22 protein-coding genes, 1 pseudogene and 1 riboswitch are annotated in these 19,731 nt (G+C 60.6%); of the genes and pseudogenes, 6 read left to right on the plus strand and 17 right to left on the minus strand.

Features of this window, described 5'->3' with window-relative positions; translation table 11 throughout:
- Window positions 1-1,941 precede the first annotated feature (1,941 nt).
- The 4 genes and pseudogenes from U5O12_RS15575 to U5O12_RS15585 all read right to left on the minus strand — a co-directional run bounded on the left by U5O12_RS15575 (window position 1,942) and on the right by U5O12_RS15585 (window position 4,006).
- A complete protein-coding gene (locus U5O12_RS15575) occupies window positions 1,942-2,151 on the minus strand; it encodes a hypothetical protein (RefSeq protein ID WP_322579520.1) in 210 nt (69 codons plus the stop codon).
- The gene (locus tag U5O12_RS21245) at window positions 2,115-2,378 is read right to left on the minus strand and encodes an N-6 DNA methylase (RefSeq protein ID WP_416221509.1); all 264 of its coding nucleotides are present in this window, start codon (window positions 2,376-2,378) and stop codon (window positions 2,115-2,117) included. The genes U5O12_RS15575 and U5O12_RS21245 overlap by 37 nt, the downstream gene beginning before the upstream one ends.
- A 62-nt stretch (window positions 2,379-2,440) precedes the next feature.
- Window positions 2,441-3,403: pseudogene (locus U5O12_RS15580) on the minus strand (type I restriction-modification system subunit M); the annotation flags it as partial.
- Between the two features lie 42 nt (window positions 3,404-3,445).
- The gene (locus tag U5O12_RS15585; protein WP_322579522.1) at window positions 3,446-4,006 is read right to left on the minus strand and encodes a TMEM165/GDT1 family protein; all 561 of its coding nucleotides are present in this window, start codon (window positions 4,004-4,006) and stop codon (window positions 3,446-3,448) included.
- 4 nt (window positions 4,007-4,010) lie between these two features.
- A riboswitch (yybP-ykoY riboswitch) is annotated at window positions 4,011-4,203 on the minus strand.
- A 127-nt stretch (window positions 4,204-4,330) separates the two neighbouring features.
- Here U5O12_RS15585 and U5O12_RS15590 point away from each other — a divergent pair.
- Window positions 4,331-5,533: an ammonium transporter gene (locus U5O12_RS15590; RefSeq protein ID WP_322579523.1), complete on the plus strand. Its 1,203-nt coding sequence runs from the start codon at window positions 4,331-4,333 to the stop codon at window positions 5,531-5,533.
- Window positions 5,534-5,583: 50 nt separating this feature from the next.
- Here U5O12_RS15590 and U5O12_RS15595 read toward each other — a convergent pair whose 3' ends face one another.
- From U5O12_RS15595 to U5O12_RS15625, 7 genes are read right to left on the minus strand one after another with little or no spacing between them, the layout of a single operon-like run.
- The gene (locus U5O12_RS15595) at window positions 5,584-7,206 is read right to left on the minus strand and encodes a putative bifunctional diguanylate cyclase/phosphodiesterase (protein WP_322579524.1); all 1,623 of its coding nucleotides are present in this window, start codon (window positions 7,204-7,206) and stop codon (window positions 5,584-5,586) included.
- Window positions 7,178-7,732: a hypothetical protein gene (locus U5O12_RS15600; protein WP_322579525.1), complete on the minus strand. Its 555-nt coding sequence runs from the start codon at window positions 7,730-7,732 to the stop codon at window positions 7,178-7,180. Before U5O12_RS15600 ends, U5O12_RS15595 begins: the two co-directional genes overlap by 29 nt.
- 9 nt (window positions 7,733-7,741) lie before the next feature.
- On the minus strand, window positions 7,742-7,960 hold the full coding sequence (locus tag U5O12_RS15605) for a hypothetical protein (protein WP_322579526.1): 219 nt from the start codon (window positions 7,958-7,960) through the stop codon (window positions 7,742-7,744).
- Window positions 7,961-7,967: 7 nt separating this feature from the next.
- The gene (locus U5O12_RS15610) at window positions 7,968-8,222 is read right to left on the minus strand and encodes a DoxX family membrane protein (RefSeq protein ID WP_322579527.1); all 255 of its coding nucleotides are present in this window, start codon (window positions 8,220-8,222) and stop codon (window positions 7,968-7,970) included.
- Window positions 8,223-8,259: 37 nt separating this feature from the next.
- Complete coding sequence (locus U5O12_RS15615; protein ID WP_322579528.1) at window positions 8,260-9,030, minus strand: putative DNA-binding domain-containing protein; 771 nt, start codon at window positions 9,028-9,030, stop codon at window positions 8,260-8,262.
- Window positions 9,027-9,953 (minus strand): DUF692 domain-containing protein, encoded by a 927-nt coding sequence (locus tag U5O12_RS15620; protein WP_322579529.1) that lies wholly within the window; start codon window positions 9,951-9,953, stop codon window positions 9,027-9,029. The genes U5O12_RS15615 and U5O12_RS15620 overlap by 4 nt, the downstream gene beginning before the upstream one ends.
- An 11-nt stretch (window positions 9,954-9,964) precedes the next feature.
- A complete protein-coding gene (locus U5O12_RS15625; RefSeq protein ID WP_322579530.1) occupies window positions 9,965-10,234 on the minus strand; it encodes a DUF2282 domain-containing protein in 270 nt (89 codons plus the stop codon).
- A gap of 208 nt (window positions 10,235-10,442) precedes the next feature.
- Here U5O12_RS15625 and U5O12_RS15630 point away from each other — a divergent pair, with 208 nt between their 5' ends.
- From U5O12_RS15630 to U5O12_RS15640, 3 genes are all read left to right on the plus strand, one after another.
- The gene (locus tag U5O12_RS15630; protein WP_322579531.1) at window positions 10,443-11,006 is read left to right on the plus strand and encodes a sigma-70 family RNA polymerase sigma factor; all 564 of its coding nucleotides are present in this window, start codon (window positions 10,443-10,445) and stop codon (window positions 11,004-11,006) included.
- A gap of 2 nt (window positions 11,007-11,008) precedes the next feature.
- Window positions 11,009-11,242: a zf-HC2 domain-containing protein gene (locus tag U5O12_RS15635; protein WP_322579532.1), complete on the plus strand. Its 234-nt coding sequence runs from the start codon at window positions 11,009-11,011 to the stop codon at window positions 11,240-11,242.
- A 164-nt stretch (window positions 11,243-11,406) separates the two neighbouring features.
- A complete protein-coding gene (locus U5O12_RS15640; protein WP_322579533.1) occupies window positions 11,407-11,847 on the plus strand; it encodes an RNA-binding protein in 441 nt (146 codons plus the stop codon).
- A 74-nt stretch (window positions 11,848-11,921) separates the two neighbouring features.
- Here the strand turns inward: U5O12_RS15640 and U5O12_RS15645 are convergent, their stop codons facing one another.
- Genes U5O12_RS15645 through U5O12_RS15660 form a run of 4 tightly spaced genes read right to left on the minus strand, consistent with a single transcriptional unit; the run spans window position 11,922 to window position 14,890 of the window.
- Entirely contained in the window at window positions 11,922-12,698 is a 777-nt protein-coding gene (locus U5O12_RS15645) for an SDR family oxidoreductase (RefSeq protein ID WP_322579534.1), read from the minus strand.
- Window positions 12,699-12,726: 28 nt separating this feature from the next.
- Complete coding sequence (lptC, locus tag U5O12_RS15650; protein ID WP_416221510.1) at window positions 12,727-13,287, minus strand: LPS export ABC transporter periplasmic protein LptC; 561 nt, start codon at window positions 13,285-13,287, stop codon at window positions 12,727-12,729.
- Between the two features lie 50 nt (window positions 13,288-13,337).
- Complete coding sequence (locus U5O12_RS15655; protein ID WP_322579536.1) at window positions 13,338-13,889, minus strand: KdsC family phosphatase; 552 nt, start codon at window positions 13,887-13,889, stop codon at window positions 13,338-13,340.
- Entirely contained in the window at window positions 13,889-14,890 is a 1,002-nt protein-coding gene (locus U5O12_RS15660) for a KpsF/GutQ family sugar-phosphate isomerase (RefSeq protein WP_322579537.1), read from the minus strand. The genes U5O12_RS15655 and U5O12_RS15660 overlap by 1 nt, the downstream gene beginning before the upstream one ends.
- A gap of 44 nt (window positions 14,891-14,934) precedes the next feature.
- Between U5O12_RS15660 and U5O12_RS15665 the strand changes: the two genes are divergently transcribed.
- The gene (locus U5O12_RS15665; RefSeq protein ID WP_322579538.1) at window positions 14,935-16,920 is read left to right on the plus strand and encodes a monovalent cation:proton antiporter-2 (CPA2) family protein; all 1,986 of its coding nucleotides are present in this window, start codon (window positions 14,935-14,937) and stop codon (window positions 16,918-16,920) included.
- Window positions 16,921-16,984: 64 nt separating this feature from the next.
- Window positions 16,985-17,539 carry an adenine phosphoribosyltransferase gene (locus U5O12_RS15670; RefSeq protein WP_094476681.1) on the plus strand — a complete coding sequence of 185 codons (555 nt, stop codon included), beginning with the start codon at window positions 16,985-16,987 and terminating at the stop codon, window positions 17,537-17,539.
- Window positions 17,540-17,553: 14 nt separating this feature from the next.
- On the opposite strand, the gene U5O12_RS15675 is transcribed toward U5O12_RS15670, so the two are convergent.
- Both U5O12_RS15675 and mnmE read right to left on the minus strand, forming a co-directional pair.
- The gene (locus tag U5O12_RS15675; RefSeq protein WP_322579539.1) at window positions 17,554-18,267 is read right to left on the minus strand and encodes a hypothetical protein; all 714 of its coding nucleotides are present in this window, start codon (window positions 18,265-18,267) and stop codon (window positions 17,554-17,556) included.
- A 44-nt stretch (window positions 18,268-18,311) separates the two neighbouring features.
- Entirely contained in the window at window positions 18,312-19,718 is a 1,407-nt protein-coding gene (gene mnmE, locus U5O12_RS15680) for a tRNA uridine-5-carboxymethylaminomethyl(34) synthesis GTPase MnmE (protein ID WP_322579540.1), read from the minus strand.
- Window positions 19,719-19,731 lie beyond the last annotated feature (13 nt).

The raw sequence follows: 19,731 nt of genomic DNA on the forward strand, positions 1-19,731 counted from the left end.
CAATGGGTTCGCCCTGTCGGTAAAAATCCTTGGGGCACCTGCCAAACAACTCCTCGTGTATGGAGCGCTTGTGGAATAAGCGCACGGGCCACGTCGCCACCCGTATCTCCCCCGCATAGCGCTGCTCAAGGGCCACCTCCGCCTCAATGTGCGCCACGGCCAAGCGCTGTTTGGCAGCCAACTGGCGTTTTGGAGAAGTTTGCGCAGCGCCTGGTCATCTCGTGGGGCGGGTGTGCTGCCCTCATACGGTTGGTGTAGACGAATTATGCTGCGCAGCGCTGCGTAGCTCAGGCGGCACACGCGTGCCCGCCAACAACGTGGCAGCACGAGACAGGTATGCGCCCGGGCCAAAAGCGGCTCCAGACGCGCAGGCTGGCAGCAGCGGCTCAAATGGTGGGGCTCGGTATACATCCCCTATTTTGAAGTTAGGCGTATATCGATTTATAAATGTTTTTTATATTTTGCAAGAATTTGCCAAGTTTATTGCGAACCTTTTTGCAATGTGTAGCAAGCTCGCCAGCCGATTGGGCCAGCAGAAATTTAATGCCAAATTGCCACCTAGCGCTCATGGAATATGCGCAAGCAGCTATCAAAACATGGTAGGCGCCTGCGTCCGCCATGCCCGGCGGAAAGCGGATGTCAGCGCGTCACGGAAGTTGCCGGAGATAGGGGGGGAGCAGGGAGTCGCGGGTGGATTTGAGAACCGCAGCGCTCTTAGAAAGAGGGCGACACTGCGAAGGCGAAGGAAGCGGCACCGCGATGGAATTCGTTAAGTGATTGGGTTAAGGGCGGAGCATTGAGTTAAGTCATTTAAGTGTAGAAGTAGGAGGGTGTTAGTCTTTAATAGCGAGTGTAGGGCCCGCTTGGCAGACGTACAACACCCTTAGCTGAGGCGGGTGTAGAAGGCGGTGAACGTGTGTAGCCTTAAGGGTGGACGGTCAAGGGTAAGGGCCGGGTTATGGTTGAGGAAGTATACGGGCAGAGTTGAAACGCCGTTGTCCCGGGCCGCCCCAGCGTTTAGCGGGAAGCGCAGGCGGCGACAGGGTAGAGTTTGGCAGCGCAGCAGGGTGGCGGGTGGTTGTTGGCGTAGGTGTGAGGGGAGAGGTGGGGCGTTTTTGTGGGTTGAAGGAGGGGGATTTGAGTCTGGAGAGTGAGGGAGTTTACAAGAGTGGTGGATGTGTTTGAAAAAGGGAAGAGCGTAGAAAGGTGGGTTTTTTAGTTAGGGCCCGTGAGAGAGGGGGAGGTCTGGTTGTTGCCCACTACCCAGCGCCCCCGGGCGCTGGCAGCTAAAGGGGAACAGTAAATAGGGCTTGTAGTTGTGTGGAGGCACGTTGTGGTCCGTCCGTGAGTGGGCGGACGTAGGTTTGTTGGTGAGGATCATGAAGGTGGTGCGGTTGGCGTGTTGTAAGTTCGCATATTCAGTGAAGAGAGCGTCGCCCCCGCAGCAAGCCCCGGCAATCTCCCCACCCCGCGCCCGGGTGGTGCTGGCGTTTCAGAGGCCGCTGATGACTCTTCGGTCTTGCCGTCTTCCTCGATCACCACGCCCAGTAGGGCCGGGGTTGAGGGACCAGTCTTGCTCTTCCCCTCTTTGGGGTGGGGTGAAGGCGGTAGTGGGGGGAAGCGCGCTTGAGCAAGCGATGTGGCCGCAGCGGTTTCGGGGAGGGCGTAGGCGGGAGGGCTTGGTGGTGGGTCGGTGTGGGTGCCGGGTGGGTGGTGTGTCAGTGGGCAAGGTGTAGCGCGGGGGGTGAGGGGGTAAGAAGGGGGCGGAAGGGGCGTGGAGCTTGTGTGGGCGGTGTTGTGGGCGTTGGCGTTTGGCTTCCGCGGCTCCGCCCGGACGGCTGCGGTGCTGTCCAGATAGGTGGCGTAGCGGTCTTCCAGCTTGGCCAGGCTTTTCCTGTTCTTGAGGTCCGTCGGTTTGGCGGGCTGCTACGTCTTCAGCGCTTAAAGAGCTGGGCGCAAGGGCGTCCACATGGTTTGGTGGGCGCTCAGGCTGGTACACCTTGGGCAAAGTAGTGGTCTACCAGGGCCAGAAGTGGCGCGCTGGCCTTTGTGCAGCTGGCTGATGATGGCGATGTTGGCCACCTGCTCGTCGCTGAATTCGCGGTGGGCGCGGTCTAGCTGGGTGAAGATGTTGCGCGCGTCGATAAACAAGATGCGCTCGTCCGCCTGCCTTTGTCAAAGAACCACAGCGTGGCGGGCAGCGTCACGGTGTAGAACATGTTGCTGGGCATGGTGAGCATGCCGTAGATGAGGTTGGCCTCGATGAGCGCTTTGCGGATGTCGGCCTCAGAGTGCCGGGCATCGCTGGCGCTGTTGGCCATGACCAGGGCGGCGCGGCCCTGGGGCTTGAGCGAGGTGGCAAACAGGTTGATCCACAGGTAGTTGGCGTTGGGTACGGTCTTTTGCCCTCGTCCGCCTTTTTGAGCTTGGTTTTGTTGCGCGGAATGCCGTAGGTGTTGAAGCGCGGGTCGCCCTCGACCGCAGCGACCGACACGTCGTCCACGTTAAAGGGCGGGTTGGCCATGACGTAGTCAAACTGGCCCAGGCTGCCGTGGGGGTCTTCGGTGTAGGTGTTGGCCTGGATGACGGTGCCGCGCAGGCCGTTGACGGCCAGGTTCATTTTGGCGAGCTTGACGGTCTCTAGCGTTTTTTCTTGGCCATAGACGTAGATGCTGTCTTCGGCTTTGCCCGAGGCGCTGGCGCCTTTACCCATTGCGGCGGCGTCGGCACGGTGGGCGGCAATGAACTCGGCGCTTTGCACAAACATGCCGCCGGAGCCACAAGCCGGGTCATACACCTTGCCGCCATGAGGCTCGATGATTTCGACCATGAGCTTGACGACCGAGCGCGGCGTAAAAAACTCGCCGCCGCCTTGGCCTTCGCTCAAGGCGAAGTTGGACAAAAAGTATTCATAAATCTTGCCGAACAGGTCGCCACCGGCGTCGGCCGGTATGTCGGCAAAGATTTTGAGCAGGCGCTGGGCCAGGCCTTTGTTTCGGTCGCTACGCGAGAGGCGAAAGTATTCGTCTTGCGGCAGCACCTTTTCTAGCTCGGGCTTGTACTCCTCAATAGCCTGCATGGCTTTTTTGAGGGCGTTGGCAATGTCTTCTTTTTCCGGCAGGGCCAGCAGGTGGTTGTAGCGGGCGTGGTCGGGCAGGTAGAAGCCGCAGCGCTCGATGGCAATGTCAGAGAGCTTTTTCTCGATGCGACTGCCTTTGAGCTTTTGGTATTCGGCCAATATGGCCGCCTCATGCTGGCGGTATTTGTTGTCGGCAAACTTCAGGAAGATCAGGCCCAGAACCGGGGTGGAGTATTCGCTGGCCTTGAGGTCGGAATTGGCGCGCAGGCTGTCTGCGGCACGCCAGAGGTCGGCTTCTAGTTTTTTGAACTGGTCTTTATTCATGGGGCGCAATCTTGCCTGAGATTGCGCCCGCTTCTCGGCGTATCAGCCCCAGACAATGGCGGCGATACCCAACCCTGCAAAGATCAACGCCGACACGATGTGCACGACTCGCAGCGGCACGAGCCGCGTCATGCGCTCACCCAGCCAGACCACCGGCGCATTGGCCAGCATCATGCCCAGTGTGGTACCGGCCACCACCCAGAAGTAGGCGTTGTATTTGGCGGCCAGCATGACGGTGGCGATCTGCGTTTTGTCGCCCATTTCGGCCAGAAAGAAGGCGACGACGGTGGTGCCGAATACGCCCCAGCGCGGCTGCGCATCGGCGTCGTCGTCGTCGAGTTTGTCGGGGATCAGCATCCACACCGCCATGGCAATGAAGGAGGCACCCAGAATCCAGCGCAAGGTGGTGGGGCCGATGACGGTGGTGACCCAAGCCCCCAAGGCGCCGGCCATGGCGTGGTTGGCCAGCGTAGCCACCAGGATGCCCCAGACGATAGGCCAGGGTTTGCGAAAGCGCGCGGCCAAGATGAGGGCGAGCAGCTGCGTTTTGTCGCCCATTTCTGCGAGCGCAACGATACCGGTGGAGAGGAGAAAAGCTTCCATGACGAGATCCATGGCCGGGGACCTACCAATGACTGCACGACACCCCCGGCCGAAATCAGAGGCGTGCAGTCAAAGGTCTCGCCAAAACCCGCGTGACGGGCTCTGCTTGCGCCATGTGTGCCGTTGCCGACACCACAAGTCTGTTGACGCAAGCCCCTCTCAATGAAGAAGGGCGGCTACTCCCCAATGACAGCCTGCATTGTAGCCGCCGTCACCAGCGCCAACCAGCCCCAATCTGGCGCACTTTTTGCTTGGTTTTGGTGCATTTTGCAAATTCCACGTGGATTTGCACCAATACGCAGCAATTCAACTCAAGAGGAACGTATGGAAGCACTCAAACAGGGCGCGGATGCCTTGTTCATCCTGCTCGGCGCCATCATGGTCTTGGCCATGCACGCCGGTTTTGCCTTTCTGGAACTGGGCACGGTACGCCGCAAAAACCAGGTCAATGCGCTGGTGAAGATCCTGGTGGACTTCTCGGTGTCCACCGTCGTCTACTTTGCGGTCGGATACGCCGTGGCCTATGGCACCACGTTTTTTGTGGGCGCCGAACAGCTGGCCGCCAAAAACGGCTACGACTTGGTGAAGTTTTTCTTCCTGCTGACCTTTGCCGCCGCCATCCCCGCCATCATCTCGGGCGGCATTGCCGAGCGCGCGAAATTCTGGCCCCAGCTGATTGCCACGGCGGTCATCGTGGGTTTTGTGTATCCCTTCTTTGAGGGCATTGTGTGGAACCAGCACTTGGGCGTGCAGGCCTGGATCAAGGGCCTGACCGGGGCCGAATTCCATGACTTTGCGGGCAGTGTGGTGGTGCACGCCGTGGGCGGCTGGATTGCGCTGGGCGCGGTGCTGCTGCTGGGCGCACGCAGCAACCGCTACCGCAAGGACGGCGCCATCTCGGCACACCCTCCAAGCAGCATTCCCTTTCTGGCGTTGGGCGCCTGGATTCTGACGGTGGGCTGGTTTGGCTTCAACGTGATGAGTGCGCAGACGCTGGACAAGATCAGCGGCTTGGTGGCGGTGAACTCGCTGATGGCCATGGTGGGCGGCACGCTGGCTGCGCTGGCGGTGGGCAAAAACGACCCCGGCTTTGTGCACAACGGCCCGCTGGCCGGTCTGGTGGCGGTGTGCGCGGGCTCGGACCTGATGCACCCGCTGGGCGCGCTGGTGGTGGGCGGCGTGGCCGGCGCCATCTTTGTGGTGATGTTCACGCTCACCCAAAACAAATGGAAGATTGATGACGTGCTGGGCGTGTGGCCGCTGCACGGCCTGTGCGGCACCTGGGGCGGCATTGCGGCCGGCATCTTTGGCAGCCAGGCCCTGGGCGGGCTGGGAGGCGTGAGCTTGGGCGCGCAGGTACTGGGCACGCTGATGGGCGTGGCCTGGGCCACCGCCAGCGGGTTTGTGGTCTACGGCGTGCTCAAGGCGACCATGGGGCTGCGCATGAGCCAAGAAGAAGAATTCGACGGCGCTGACCTCTCCATCCACAAAATCAGCGCGTCACCAGAGCGTGAGGCCAACTGGTAGTCACTATAAAAAGTATAGCTGCTTGCGCAATATTGGCAAGGTCTAGGGCCCTATTTGACACCTAACTCACGGTCTAACCAGGCTTGCAACGCCGCCCCATGCAAGGGGCGGCTGCGAAGATAGCCCTGCATCACATCGCAGCCCAAACGAACCAAGGTGCTGCGTTCGGCCTCGGTCTCCACGCCTTCGGCGGTCACCAGCAAGTCCATGCCATGGCCCATCTCCGTCATGGCGCGCACCAGCTTCTGCGTCCCCGGTGCGCGGTCAATGCCGTCCACAAAACTGCGGTCGATCTTGAGCTCGCTGACCGGCAGCTTTTGCAGGTAGGCCAAGGAGGAATATCCCGTGCCAAAGTCGTCAATGGACAGGGGCAGCCCCTCGGCGCGCAGGGCATGCAGCAGCTCCACGCTCCTTTGCGCGTCTTCCATCAGGCCGCTTTCGGTGATCTCCAGTCGCAGGCGCGCGGGGTCGACGCCGCTGGCAGCCACCATGTCGCCCACCCGCTGGGCAAACCCGGCGTCCTGCAGGTCACGCGTGCTCACGTTGACCGCGATGCCCAGGGCCGGGTGGGTACGCTCCCACACCTGCAAGGTGGCCAAAGCCTCGCGCAGCATCCAGTCCGTCACCATGGTGATGTAACCGGTCTGCTCGGCAAACGGCACAAATTCGGCCGGTGACACAAAGCCGCGCTGCGGGTGCACCCAGCGCACCAAGGCCTCGGCCCCCACCGCCCGGCCACTGGCCAGCGCAAATTTGGGCTGCAACCACATTTGCAACTGGGACTGGGCCACCGCAGCGCGAAGGTCGGACACCAGGCTCAGGTGGTCCAGGCGGGCCGCCTCTTGGGCGGCGCTGTACCAGGTGTGGTCCAGTGCGGCGCGTTTGGCACTGTGCAGTGCCACCTCGGCATTGCGCAGCAGTACATTGGCGGCCACGGTGTCCTGCGTTTCGGCACCGGCCAGGCCACAACAAATCGCCACATCCACACTGTGGCCGCTGCAGGCCACCGAAGGCGCCATGGCCGCACTGAGTGCCAGGCGCAGCTGCTCCACCTCACGGCGGCCGGCGGCCCGCACGGCCATGGCAAAACTGCCTCCTGCCAGGCGAGCCACCACCCCATGCGGCCCCACCCAGCCCTGGGCCATGGCGGCCTGCAGCACCGCCTGGCTGCGCACCGCCAGCTCCTTGATCAGCGTGTCGCCCGTGGCAAACCCCAGGGTTTCGTTGATGGCTTTGAGCCGGGCCAAATCGATCAGCAGCAGCGCGTTGTAGCCCTCGGGCACCGGGTGCTGGGGGTGCAGCAACGCCGTGCGGTTGGGCAGGCCGGTCAAGCTGTCTTGGTAGGCCAGCCGCACGATTTGCTGCTCGCGCTGCGCGACGGCATCGGCCATGGTGTTGAGCGCCTGGCCCACGCGGTCCACCTCTTGGGTGCCGGTATCGGGCATGCGGTGGCGGTAGTCGCCCTGGGCAATCTGCAAGGCGGCGGTCTCCAGCCGGGCCAGGGGCGCCACCACACTGCGGGTGGTGCGCCAGGCCACCAGCGCGGCCAGCGCAACCCCCAACAGGGATGCCGCCCCCACCCACAGGGCCACGCGCTCAAACAGCGCTTGGGCCGCCGCCAGTTGCTCTTCGACCCGCTGGCGCTCACGCTGCAACAGCCGCGCCCGACTCACGCAGCATCGCGTTCAAGGCCGGGTTTACCTGGTCGTTGAGGGCCCGCGCGGCGGCGGGCAGGTTGTCGGCTTCAATCTCGTCCACCGTGGCAATAAACGCCTCGGCATACTTGGCGCGGGACTGCACCAGGCGGCGCAAGGTGGCCTCCTGTTCGGCATCGCGCAAACCTTCGGACAATGATTCGATGATGCCGTCCAGCATGCGGTTGCGCGCATCCACATCGGCGTACTCTTTGACGCGGTCTTCGCGCGGGGCGTGCACCAGGCGCACCAGGGCGCTGCCCACGCCTTCGGTCTGCAAGGTCAGGGCCTGCACCCGCAGCAGGCGCTGCATGTCGCCGGTGGCAAATCGCTGGGTGAGGTCGGCCATCAAGCGCAGCTGCCAGCCCGATTGCGCCAGCGCTACCAGCACCAGGCCCACCAGCACCCCCAGCCCCAAGGCAAGCCGCCACGCAATGCGCTTGGGCCACAGCCCCCGGCGCGCGGCGGGCACAGGCAGCGGCAAGGGGGCGTGGTCGGTGGGCATGGTGCGAGCTTACGCTGCGCGAGTCACCCAACGCCGCAGCACCGGCCCCAGCGACCAGGGGCCGCAGCCATACAACGCCAAGGCGGCCAACAACACGCCCCACGTGGCGTGCTGCTGCAGCGCCGCCGGTGCAATCTCGGCCAGCGCCAGCACCGCTACGCCATTCACCACGCTGAGGCCCAGCGCCGCCAGCCGCCCAGCCAAGCCCAACACCAGCAGTACCGGCAAGACCAACTCACCCTGCGGTGCCCAGCGCCGCAGCCACGGCGGGCGAGAGCAGGGGCACGTGGTATTCGTCGGCAAACAGGGCCAGCGTGATATCCCAGTCGCGCAGCTTGGTCAGGCCTGAGAGAAAAAAGACTTGCGCCACGTACAGGCGGGCCAGCAGCGCAGCCAAGGGCTGCAAGGCGTTGAGGCCACGCTCGACGTGGTCCCAGAGTGTCAACAAGCGGGTGGTCCAGGAAGCTTCAGAAATTTGCAAAGAGGGCATGGCGGTGGGCGTCATCGCAGTGGCGGGAGTGGAAGAATCAGAGGGGGTGGACAGCCAGTAGCAGCCCACTTTGCACAGCGTCGGTGAGCCAGGCCTGGATGTCGAGTTGCGGGGCGGCGTCCAGTGCCCCACCCAAGGAACTGCCCTGCATCAGGGCAGACACCAACAGGACCTCGCCCGGCTGGGCGTTCCGCAGGCGCGGGCGGTAGCCCTGGCGCCAGACCAACGCATCTTCGGCCTGGCCTGCACGCAGCAAGGTGGCGGCTTGGGCCAGCGCCACGCCCCCGTCCCCATGCGCGCGCACCAAGCTGGCCACGGGCCAGCGGCTGCACAGCAGGGCCGTGCCAGGGGCCAGCTGCAGCCGCAGCACGTCCAGGTCGTGGCTGCCCAGCAGGGCCAGGGTGGCGGGCTGCAGCTCGGCATCGCCTGCACTGGCGCAGGTGTGCAGCGCCCACTCCACCCGGGCCACATCGGCCAGGTAAGGATCGTCCGCCAGCTGGGGGCTGGCAGCCACAAAGTCGGCCAAAGTGTCACCCCACTGCGCCATGTCGCCACGCTGCGGAGGGCTGGCATGCCACAGCGCCCGCGCCAGGGCGGCAAAACTTTCTGCACCCAGCATCTGCGCCAGCACCGGGTAGGCCGCCAACAATGCACGCTCGGCCAAGGCGCGACCATTGGATTGATAGGCTTTTAGGCCTCTAGCGCCCATGGAATCTGCGCAAATAGCTATGTTTTTTATAGCATTTTCAGCATCCAGGGAGAACAGGCCCGCCAACAGCTGCTGCTGTTGCTGTGCCAGGGTGCTCATGCCACGGCCTCTGCAGTGCCTTGCACAGCCTGTGCCGCTTGGCGCGCGGTAGCCGCCTCCTCCAGCAGCACGTCCAGCGCCGGCACATCGGTGTCCCACTCCACCAGCGTAGGGACTGGGCCAAAGCGTGCCAGCGCATGTTGGTGCAGCGCCCACACCGCAGGGCTGACCCGACTGCCATGGTCGTCAATCACGATCTCACCATGCGCATCCTGCACATGGCAGTGGCCCGCCACATGCAGTTCGCCCACCACATCGGGCGCCAGGGCGTCCAGCCAATCGCGGCAGGCCTGCACGGGGTCGCCCGCCTGGCCCGCCAGCTGGGCGTTGCGCGCATTCACATAAATGTTGTTCACATCGACCAACAAACCGCAGCCAGTGCGCCGGGCCAAAGTGGACAAAAAATCGGTCTCGGACCAGTCCTGCGCTACCGCAGAGTCCCAGCGCACATAGGCCGAGAGGTTTTCAACCAGGAAGCGGCGCTGCAGCCGGTCTTGCACCTGTTGCACATGGCAGCACAACACATCCAGGGCCTCGTCCGAAAAAGGGATGGGCAAGAGGTCCGCACCATGCACGGTCTGCGCACCCAGCGTGCCACGCGCAAAGCAGGCGTGGTCACTGACCCGCACCGGGTCCACGCGGGCCACCAGGCGCGCCAGCTGGTCCAGATGCCAGGGGTCCAAGCCCACCGCCGAGCCCAGGGACAAGCCCACTCCATGCAGGCTGATGGGGTACTGCGCCCGGGCTTGCATCAGCACCGCCAGCGCGGCCCCACCGGCGCCAAAAAAATTCTCCGAGTGGACTTCCAGAAAATCCAGCGCAGGCTGCCGCTCCAGCAGTTCCGCGTAATGGGAGTGCCGCCACCCGATGCCCACCCCAGCGCAGGGCGCGGGCCGGGATGACAGATAGGGGGTGGCGGTCATGCAACAAACGATCAGCTTTTCATTTTCTTGGCTTCATCCATGGACAGACCCTTCATGTCCTTGCATGTGCCTTTGGCCACGTATTTCCACTCGCCCTTGTCCATGTCCACTTTGGACTGGCCCGCACAGGAGTGGGTGCCCGAGAGGTTGGCGCAGTCGTTCTGTCCCGCTTTGGCAATACCAAAGCACTTTTCTTTCTCTTGCGCTGCCACAGGGGCAGAGGCCAGGGCCAAGGTCATCAGGCTGGCGGCGGTAGCGGCGATCAGGGCACGTTGGTTCATGGGAAAACTCCTAAATTGGAAAAGGAAACAACCAGCAGGGCTTGGCACGGGATTGCGCCAGAACGCTGGTTGAGGTTTAGTCCCGCGGGCGAGCAGTTTCTTACAGTACGGCATGGCGGTTTTTGCAGTCCGAGGGTTTTCCCTTGCCAGCGCAGATGCGCCAACGCGGCAAAACCGTACACTGCGCCCACACCACCCCCAGACCACTATGCCCAGTTTTGAACAGCAGGTCGCCGACCTCCGTGACTACCTCCTCAAATTTGCACGCCTGCAATTGCGCAATGAGGCCTGGGCCGAGGATGCCGTCTCAGAGACCGTGCTGGCAGCCATCGCCAAACCCCAGGCGTTCGACAGCCGCTCCCAACTCAAAACCTGGCTGGTGGGTATCCTCAAGCACAAAATCATTGACGCCCTGCGCCACCACCGCCGCGAAGCCACCACCCTGGATGCCAGCCCCGACAACCAGGTAGACCCGCTGGACCTGATGGCATTCCAGCCCGACGGCCATTTCAGCCAAATGCCATCGGAGTGGGGAAACCCAGAACAAGATGCCAGCCGCCGCCAATTTTTCGAAATCCTAGAAGCCTGCACCAACAAACTCCCAGCGGTTCAGGGCCGCCTTTTTCTGATGCGCGAGTGGCTGGAGCTCTCTAGCGAGGAAATATGTAAGGAGCTGCAGCTCACGCCGACCAACCTGTACGTGCAACTGCACCGCGCCCGCCTGCGTTTGCGCGAGTGTCTGGAGTTGCACTGGTTTGCAAAGGCTGTTTAACCATGATGCCATTCCGAAGAAGCTGCCGAGAAGCTGCTGCCCTGCTGGTCGCCCGGGAAGACCGCGCCCTGGCCATGGGCGACCGTATCGCACTGCGCCTGCACTTGCTGGCCTGTGCGGCCTGCCCACGCTTTGAACGCCAATTGCTCACCATGCGCAACAGCCTCCAACAGTGGCGCGGGTACACCGAGACCGAGCCAAATACGGAACACGGCGCTGAAAAAAATAAAAATTAGGTGGCTTTCCAAAAACTAGCGCATAATGATCTCGCATTGCCCGGAGTACGGGTGTGCAAGTTTGCGGTGTTTAGTCAGTTTCGCGTCTGCTTTAAGTCTTCACTGGTTTGTTGATTGCGGTTAAGGACTCCATCGCGTTTTGAGTTATTTTGAGGAGTCCCTCCATGGGCAACAAACTTTACGTAGGCAACCTGCCTTATTCTTTCCGTGACGAAGACCTGCAACAAGCGTTCGCCGCACACGGTTCCGTTTCCAGCGCCAAAGTCATGATGGAACGCGACACCGGTCGCTCCAAAGGCTTCGGCTTTGTGGAAATGGGCAGCGATGCTGAAGCACAAACCGCAATCAACGCCATGAACGGTCAACAGTTCGGTGGCCGCGGTCTGGTTGTGAATGAAGCCCGTCCCATGGAACCCCGTCCTCCCCGTTCCGGCGGCTTCGGCGGCGGTGCTGGTGGCGGCGGCTTTGGTGGCGGCGGCCGCTCCGGTGGCGGTGGCTACGGCGGCGGCGGTGACCGCTCCGGTGGCGGCGGCTACGGTGGTGGCGGTGGCCGTTCCGGTGGCGGCGGCGGTGGTGGTTACGGCGGTGGCCGTAGCAGCTACTAAGCAGCACTCAGCAAGTACACGTACTTCGCAAAAAGGGACCTTCGGGTCCCTTTTGCATGGCGAAGAGATTTAGCTCAAGCCTCGTCTTGTCGGCGTTTGCGGGGGCGCCCAGCCAGCACTTTGTCAAACACCCCATTGGGCAATGCACGCAAAGCCTTGGCCACCCAACCCATCTGCCATGGAATCACACGGTAAGTTGCGCCCTTCGCGATGGCATCAAACGCGCGGTCGGCGAATGTCTCAGGCTGCATGAGGAACGGCATGCTGTAACGGTTCTGGCGAGTCAAGGGCGTATCGATATAGCCTGGACATAGCGTGACCACTTTGACACCACTGCTGCGCAACTCACCCCGCAAGGACTCGCAATAGTTAATCACGGCGGCCTTGCTTGCGCAGTAGGCACCATGACCGGGCAGCCCGCGAATGCCTGCCACACTGCCAATCCCAACCAGCACTCCGCTGCCCCTCTCCTCCATGGCGCGCACAAATGGATGAAAGGTTGCCGCCAGCCCCACGTTGTTCGTATTGAAGGTTCGCACCATGACATCCAGATCACTGCGGATACCGGTATCCATGCCCACGCTGATGCCGGCATTGGCAATCACCACGTCGGGAACCCCCAAATCTGCAACACAGGCATGGCCTGCAGCCACAATGCTATCGATATCTGACACATCAGCGCCGTACACCCGATACCGCGTCGTATCCAGCGACTGGCTCTGGGCCCACGCTTGGATCTCTTCGGTACGTCGTGCGACCAAAGCCAATGAGTAACCCGCCCGGTAGTAGCGCCAGGCCAAGGCTTGACCGATACCACTCGAAGCTCCAGTAATGAAAATCAAGGCGGCCATCGCAAGTACTCCAGCACAGCGTTTAAGGTTAGCGGGGCTCGGGCACCAATGTGCCGCGTACTCTGCCGCGCAGCTTCATGACCTGGTCTACATTGTCAAATTCCATCGCATCGGCGGTGAACCGATCGTTGCCACGGGTGAGCTCCACAGGTTGGTGGGACTTCACCACCTCCGTGTCCATGAATGCATGCAGAAACTCGCCCCGGTATTCCATGCGTGGCGCTGGCTTGCCAGCCACTGATTTGTCTGCTTCGCGAACCACCACTGCCTTCCCCATGAGTTGAACTTCGGATCCGCTGTCATTGGTCAGGCCCCGCTGGGCACTGGCAGTGGTAAGGCGCCCTTGGGCATCAAACGAGCGGATGCGGATGCGGTCAATCTCAATCCATTGCGTGTCAGGGTAATGGCGCGCAACCTCACCCTCTACTTCGGAGCGCATACGCCCCGTTGCATCATAGGTTTTGATGGAAAACCCATGCATAAAATAGTCTGGCTCGTGACCACGCACACGCTCGGCCTGCACGGCCTCTGGGGCCGGCGTGCTGCGCACCAGCCAGTAAGTTCCAAGCGCCAGTACACCCATCACCATTAGGGGCAGGTAAAGCAGGAAGCGCTCCCAAGCTTCGTATACAACGTTTTTCACTGGGTATACGCTCCAAGCAAGTCGGCATACCGGCCACCGGCAACCAGCAGCAAGTCACACAACTCGCGTACGGCACCATGCCCGCCTTGGGAGCGGGTTACAAATTGGGCTGCGCCCAACACTTCCACATGGGCATTGGCAGGCGCGCAGGCTAGCCCGGCGCGACGCATCACCGGCAAGTCGGGCCAATCGTCTCCCATCGCTGCCGCTTGCGACCATTCCAGGCCCAGTGTCTTGAGACTTTGCTCTGCGGCAGGACGTTTGTCCTCGGTGCCGAAATGCGCGTGCTCAACGCCCAGTGCCAGCAATCGAACTCGCAGTGCCTGCGAATCACGTCCGGTGATGATGACGGGGGTGATACCAGCCCTTTGCAGCAACTTCAAGCCATGTCCATCCAGGGTATTGAAGCGCTTGAGGGTTTCACCTGCCTCCGAAAAATACAGCCCTCCATCGGTCAAGACACCATCAACGTCCAAGAATACAACCCGAATTCCCTGGGCGCTCAACAGCAGGTCTGGAGCGAACTGGATATGTGGAGTCAAAGCCATCAGATGACTTTCGCGCGCATCAAATCGTTGCTGTTGAGTGCACCACACAAAGCGCCATGGGCATTCACCACCAGCACACTCGTAATGCGCTTAGCCTCCATAAGATCTGCAGCATCCACCGCGAGGGCCTCCTCCCCAATGGTGTGCGGGTTGGGACGCATCACGTCTTGGGCCAATTTGCCGCGCAGATCCACGCCCTGCTCAACAAGGCGGCGCAAGTCACCGTCTGTAAAAATGCCCAATACTTTTCCGTCTGATCCCACCACGGCGGTGGCACCCAGACCTTTGGCACTCATTTCACGCATCAGCTCACTGAATGTCGCTGTAGGCTGGACTTGCGGTACCGCCTCTCCCGAACGCATTACATCACTCACATGTGTCAACAATTTGCGGCCTAACGCGCCACCAGGGTGGGACCGGGCGAAGTCCTCTGCCCGAAAGCCGCGCGCATCCAACATGGCCACGGCCAGTGCGTCCCCCATGGCCAGTTGGGCCGTGGTGCTGGCCGTTGGTGCCAAATTGAGTGGACATGCTTCCTTGGCCACACCCGTATCAATCCAGAGATCGGCGTAGCGGGCCATGGTCGATTGCGCTTTGCTGGTCATCGCTACCAGTGGCGCGCCCAGTCGCTTGAGCACAGGCAGGATGGCAGCCATTTCTTGCGACTCTCCGCTGTTGGAGATCATCAACACCAAATCATCCGAGGTGACCATGCCCAGATCACCATGACTCGCTTCCGCGGGATGCACGAACAATGCAGGAGTACCCGTAGACGCCAGCGTGGCGGCAATCTTTCGGCCCACGTGCCCACTTTTGCCCATGCCCATCACCACGACACGGCCCTCAATACTCAGCATCCGTTCCACGGCCTGTGCAAAACTATCTCCCAGGCGCTCTTTCAGTCCCAAAATGGCGGCCGCCTCTATCTCGAAAGTTTCTTTGGCAAGGTCCAAAGCCCGGTGGGCGCGTGAAGACCCGCCGCTTGCTGCTTGTACTGTCATGCGGGCATTTTATAGACGTGCATGTCTCTTGCTAGTATGGAGTTATGACTGGACTCGAAATCACCCTGCTTTACCTGCTGGCTGCCGTGCTGGGTGTGGTCGTGTGCCGCTCGTTGAAACTGCCACCTATGTTGGGCTATCTGGCAGTGGGCGTGGTGATTGGACCCAACGCATTGGCACTCTCACAGAATTCTGAAGGTGTTCGGCATCTTGGCGAATTTGGTGTGGTGTTCTTGATGTTTGTGATTGGCCTGGAGTTCAACCTGCCACGATTGCGTGCCATGCGCAAACACGTCTTTGGGCTGGGGCTGTTGCAGGTGGTCGTGACGATTTGTCTAGCTACCGCAGCCACTTTGGGCATGGCGGTTTTGTTTCCCAGGATCTGGAACATGGAATGGCAAGCGGCACTGGCCCTTTCCTGTGCACTGGCCATGAGCAGTACCGCTATTGTGGTGAAACTGATGGTCGAACGCCTGGAGTTGGATTCCGAACACGGCAAACGTGTGATGGGTGTGTTGCTGTTCCAGGACTTGGCGGTGGTTCCACTGTTGGTGTTAATCCCCGCACTGGGCGCCTCTGGTGAACAGTTGTTCGAAGCGCTGGCCTTGGCTGCTTTCAAGGCTGTTGTACTGGTAACGGTGTTGCTGGTGGGCGGGCAACATCTTATGCGGCGCTGGCTCACGCTGGTGGCGCGCCGCAAAAGTGACGAGCTGTTTGTGCTGAATCTGTTGTTCATCACTTTGGGGTTGGCATGGCTCACAGAACTTGCCGGCTTGAGCTTGGCCCTGGGGGCCTTTATCGCCGGGATGTTGATCTCCGAAACTGAATACAAGCACCAGGTGGAGACAGATATCCGTCCTTTCCATGATGTGCTGCTGGGGTTGTTTTTCATTTCCATCGGCATGTTGCTGGACTGGCGTTTGGTGCTTGAGCGGTGGCCATTGGTATTGCTTTTGGTAGTGCTGCCAATCGTCTTCAAATCGGCACTGGTTGCGGGCTTGGCCAAGAGCCTCGGCACTTCATCCGGTGTCAGTCTGCGCACCGGTCTTTATTTGGCACAGGCCGGAGAATTCGGCTTTGTACTGCTAACGCTGGCGCAGAAGAACTCTCTGGTCCCGCCAGCCTTGCTGAATCCGATATTGGCCAGCATGGTGCTGTCCATGCTGGCGACGCCCTTCATCGTGATGTACAGCAACCGCATCGTAATGAAGCTGGTCAGCAGCGAATGGCTGTTGCAATCGCTACAAATGACCACCATTGCGCGCAAATCGATCAATGCCAACCAACACGTCATCATTTGCGGCTTTGGCCGTTGCGGACAAAACTTGGCACGCATGCTGGAGAACGAAGGTATTCCCTACATGGCCCTTGATTTGGATCCCGACCGAGTACGCCAGGCAGCGGCGGCCGGACACTCGGTGGTATTTGGCGATGCGGCCCGATTGCAGGCTTTGATGGCGGCCGGACTTGCCCGTGCAAGCGCTGTGGTGATCACTTACCTGGGTGAAGGCGCAGCACTCAAGGTTCTGGGCAACACCCATGCGCATGCGCCCCACGTTCCAGTCATTGTGCGCACCCAAGACGACCATGCACTGGAAAAGCTGCGTGCTGCAGGCGCCACCGAAGTGGTACCAGAGGCTATCGAAGGTTCTTTGATGCTTGCCAGTCATGCGCTTGCCCTCGTTGGCGTACCCATGCGCCGTGTGATCCGCATTGTGCAAGACCAACGCGATGCCCGCTACAACTTATTACGCGGCTTTTTCCACGGGGCAGACGATGACTCCGTGGATGAGTTGCAACAAGAACGATTGGTAACCGTCAATTTACCGATGGGCGCCAAAGCCTCTGGGAAATCATTGGCGCAATTCGGATTGGAAGTACTGGGCATTCAAGTGCTAAGCCTGCGACGAGGCGATGGCTCCTCTGTTCGAACGGATGCCAAAACTACTCTTGCCAGTGGCGACACCTTGGTTCTGTCAGGCAAGGCTGGCGCGCTGGCTATGGCAGAGCAAAAGCTGCTCAAAGGCTAATTCTGGGATAGTGCGGTTAGGGGCACAATAGCGCCTGCTTCCATTTCAGTACCTGCCAGCCTCTATGCAACACCTCAGCGTCAACCAATACCTTCGGGACAATATTCGCACCGTTCCAGACTGGCCGGCCCCAGGTGTGCAATTCCGCGACATCACCCCTTTGCTGCAGGATGCCAAGGTATTCAGGGTACTGATAGATGCGTTTGTCCATCGTTACATGGATCCGAGCATGCGACCCGATGTGGTAGCCGGGCTTGATGCACGCGGCTTCATTTTGGGTGCCGTTGTTGCCTATGAGCTCAATATCGGCTTTGTGCCGATCCGCAAGAAAGGCAAGCTGCCCTTCACCACCGTTGAGGAAACCTACGAACTCGAATACGGCAGCGCCACCGTAGAGCTGCACACGGATGCTGTGAAGGCTGGTGACCGTGTGCTGTTGATTGACGACCTCATCGCCACCGGCGGCACCATGATGGCCGGGAAGAAGCTGTTGGAGCGCCTGGGAGCCCATGTAATGGAAGGCGCGGCAATCGTGGACCTACCTGAGTTGGGCGGATCAGACCGTTTGCGCGAGTCCGGTTTGCCCTTGTTCACCTTGGTGGATTTTGCGGGCCACTAAGGCGACTGATCACTTCAATTCAATTCGCCGTACTGGGTACCACTCAGCGGCGAGTTACGGTCGTCCAGCTCCGTGTCCTGAAAGCTGGGAGGCGCTGGGTTGCGCCTCCCGGAGCGAACAATTTCTCCAGGCGCTGACAGGGCCGTGGGTGAGGGGATTGCGGCCAATGCCTGTTTGAATGCTGCCACCTCGTCGGCCTGCAAGGGTTCATAGCGAGGCACTGTGGGCGCAGGTGCCACGACAGCAACAGGGGCCGCTGAAACCGGGACTGCATTAGCACTGCGCGCCAAACCTGCCGTTACATGCTCATTCACCCGCCAATACACGGCAGTCACCAAAATGTCATGTCGGGATTTGGCTACCTTTGCGATGTGGCCCTCCATATCGGCAAGTCGCTGCGGGTCAGCGACATTTTGACGCGCCATATCCATCATGATCAGATACTGGCGGCCCCGAGAATCGAGGGAGAGCACTTTGAATTTGTAGCTGGTAGACAGCAATCCCGCACGCGCCATGGATTCACGCACTACCGCATACAAAAGCTCTCGGCGCTCCAAGCGTTCACTTTTGCGATTCGCAGCACTGCCCGGTACTGAATGGGGGCCTCTGGAGCGCGACTTGCTGCTATGGCTAAACGGCAGGGTGGCATCGATATGGCCCAAGCCGGAGCTTTCTGCTGCGGGCTGGGGAGCCCGTGTTTTTCTGGAGAACCAACGGAATAGGGACATCGTTATTGCTTTCTGCAATCTGGAGCGCTGGAGTGTAGTGCAGGCTATTTGCCAATGCAAAACTTCGAAAAGATCACACCCAGCAAATCGTCTGAGCTGAATTCACCCGTTATTTCACTGAGTGCGTTTTGTCCCAGACGCAACTCTTCTGCCAATAGATCCAGCGCATTCGCCCCCGTACTCAAATGTGCGTAGGCCTCCATCAAATGGGCATCAACCTGGCGCAAAGCCTGCAAATGACGCTGACGGGCGATGAAATTACCCCCCGTAGAGGGTTGCCAACCGGCTGACACCAGCAAGCGCTCTCGCAAGACATCCAAGCCAAAGCCTGTTTTAGCCGACAGCACGATGCCCGGCTGTGGTGCTCGGCCAGTCGCGGAATCAGCTTTGTTCCATACGTGAATGATGGGCGTGTTTTTCGCAAGCTTTTGAGCCAATTCGCTTGCTATGTCTGCGTCGGCAGCTACATATTCAATAGCATTCTGACGCGTTAGGTCATGCAAAAACAACACGGCATCCGCTGACTCGATGGCCTGCCATGCACGGGCAATACCAATCTGCTCCACCGCATCGTCACTACGGCGCAAGCCCGCAGTGTCCACCACGTGGATGGGAATACCCTTGATTTGTATGGTTTCCTGCACCTTGTCCCGGGTAGTACCTGCAATCGGGGTAACGATGGCCAACTCGGCACCCGCCAAAGCGTTGAGCAATGACGATTTGCCCGCGTTCGGCTGGCCCGCAATAACCACAGTAATTCCCTCGCGCAGCAAGGCGCCTTGCGTAGCCTGTTGCAGCACTTGCTGCACCGCCGCTTGCAGTTTTTGCAACTGGCCCAGCGCATCCGCTTTCTGCAGGAAATCAATTTCTTCTTCTGGAAAGTCCAGTGTCGCCTCCACCAGCATGCGCAAATGGATCAGCGCCTCCAGCAGGTTGTGTACCTGCTTGGAGAACATACCTGACAAGGACTGGGTAGCACTCCGTGCTGCGGCTTCGGTGCTGGCGTCGATCAAATCCGCAATCGCCTCCGCCTGCGTCAGGTCAATCTTGCCGTTCAGAAAGGCCCGTTGGGAAAACTCGCCGGGCTCTGCAATGCGCAAGCCCTGCAGAATCGAACCATTTGTACCGCCGTGCGGGGTGGCCGCTAACTCCAGGCAACGCGCCACCAATAGCTGTAAAACTACCGCCCCACCATGTGCTTGCAACTCCAGCACGTCTTCACCGGTGAAGGAATGGGGACCGGGAAAGTACAAGGCCAGTCCCTGGTCCAGAGACTGGCCTTGTGCGTCCGCAAAGGGTAAATAGGTAGCCTCACGGGGACGCAAGCTGCGTCCGAAAAAGGCTTGGACAAAACCAGACAGATCTTTGCCGCTGATACGAACTATGCCCACAGCCCCGCGTCCGGGGGCCGTGGCCACGGCCACAATGGGATCGCTCTGGCGTATCAGCAAGACCGCATCCCGC

Source organism: Rhodoferax sp., from assembly GCF_034519335.1.
Classification (GTDB): Bacteria; Pseudomonadota; Gammaproteobacteria; order Burkholderiales; family Burkholderiaceae_C; genus Allorhodoferax.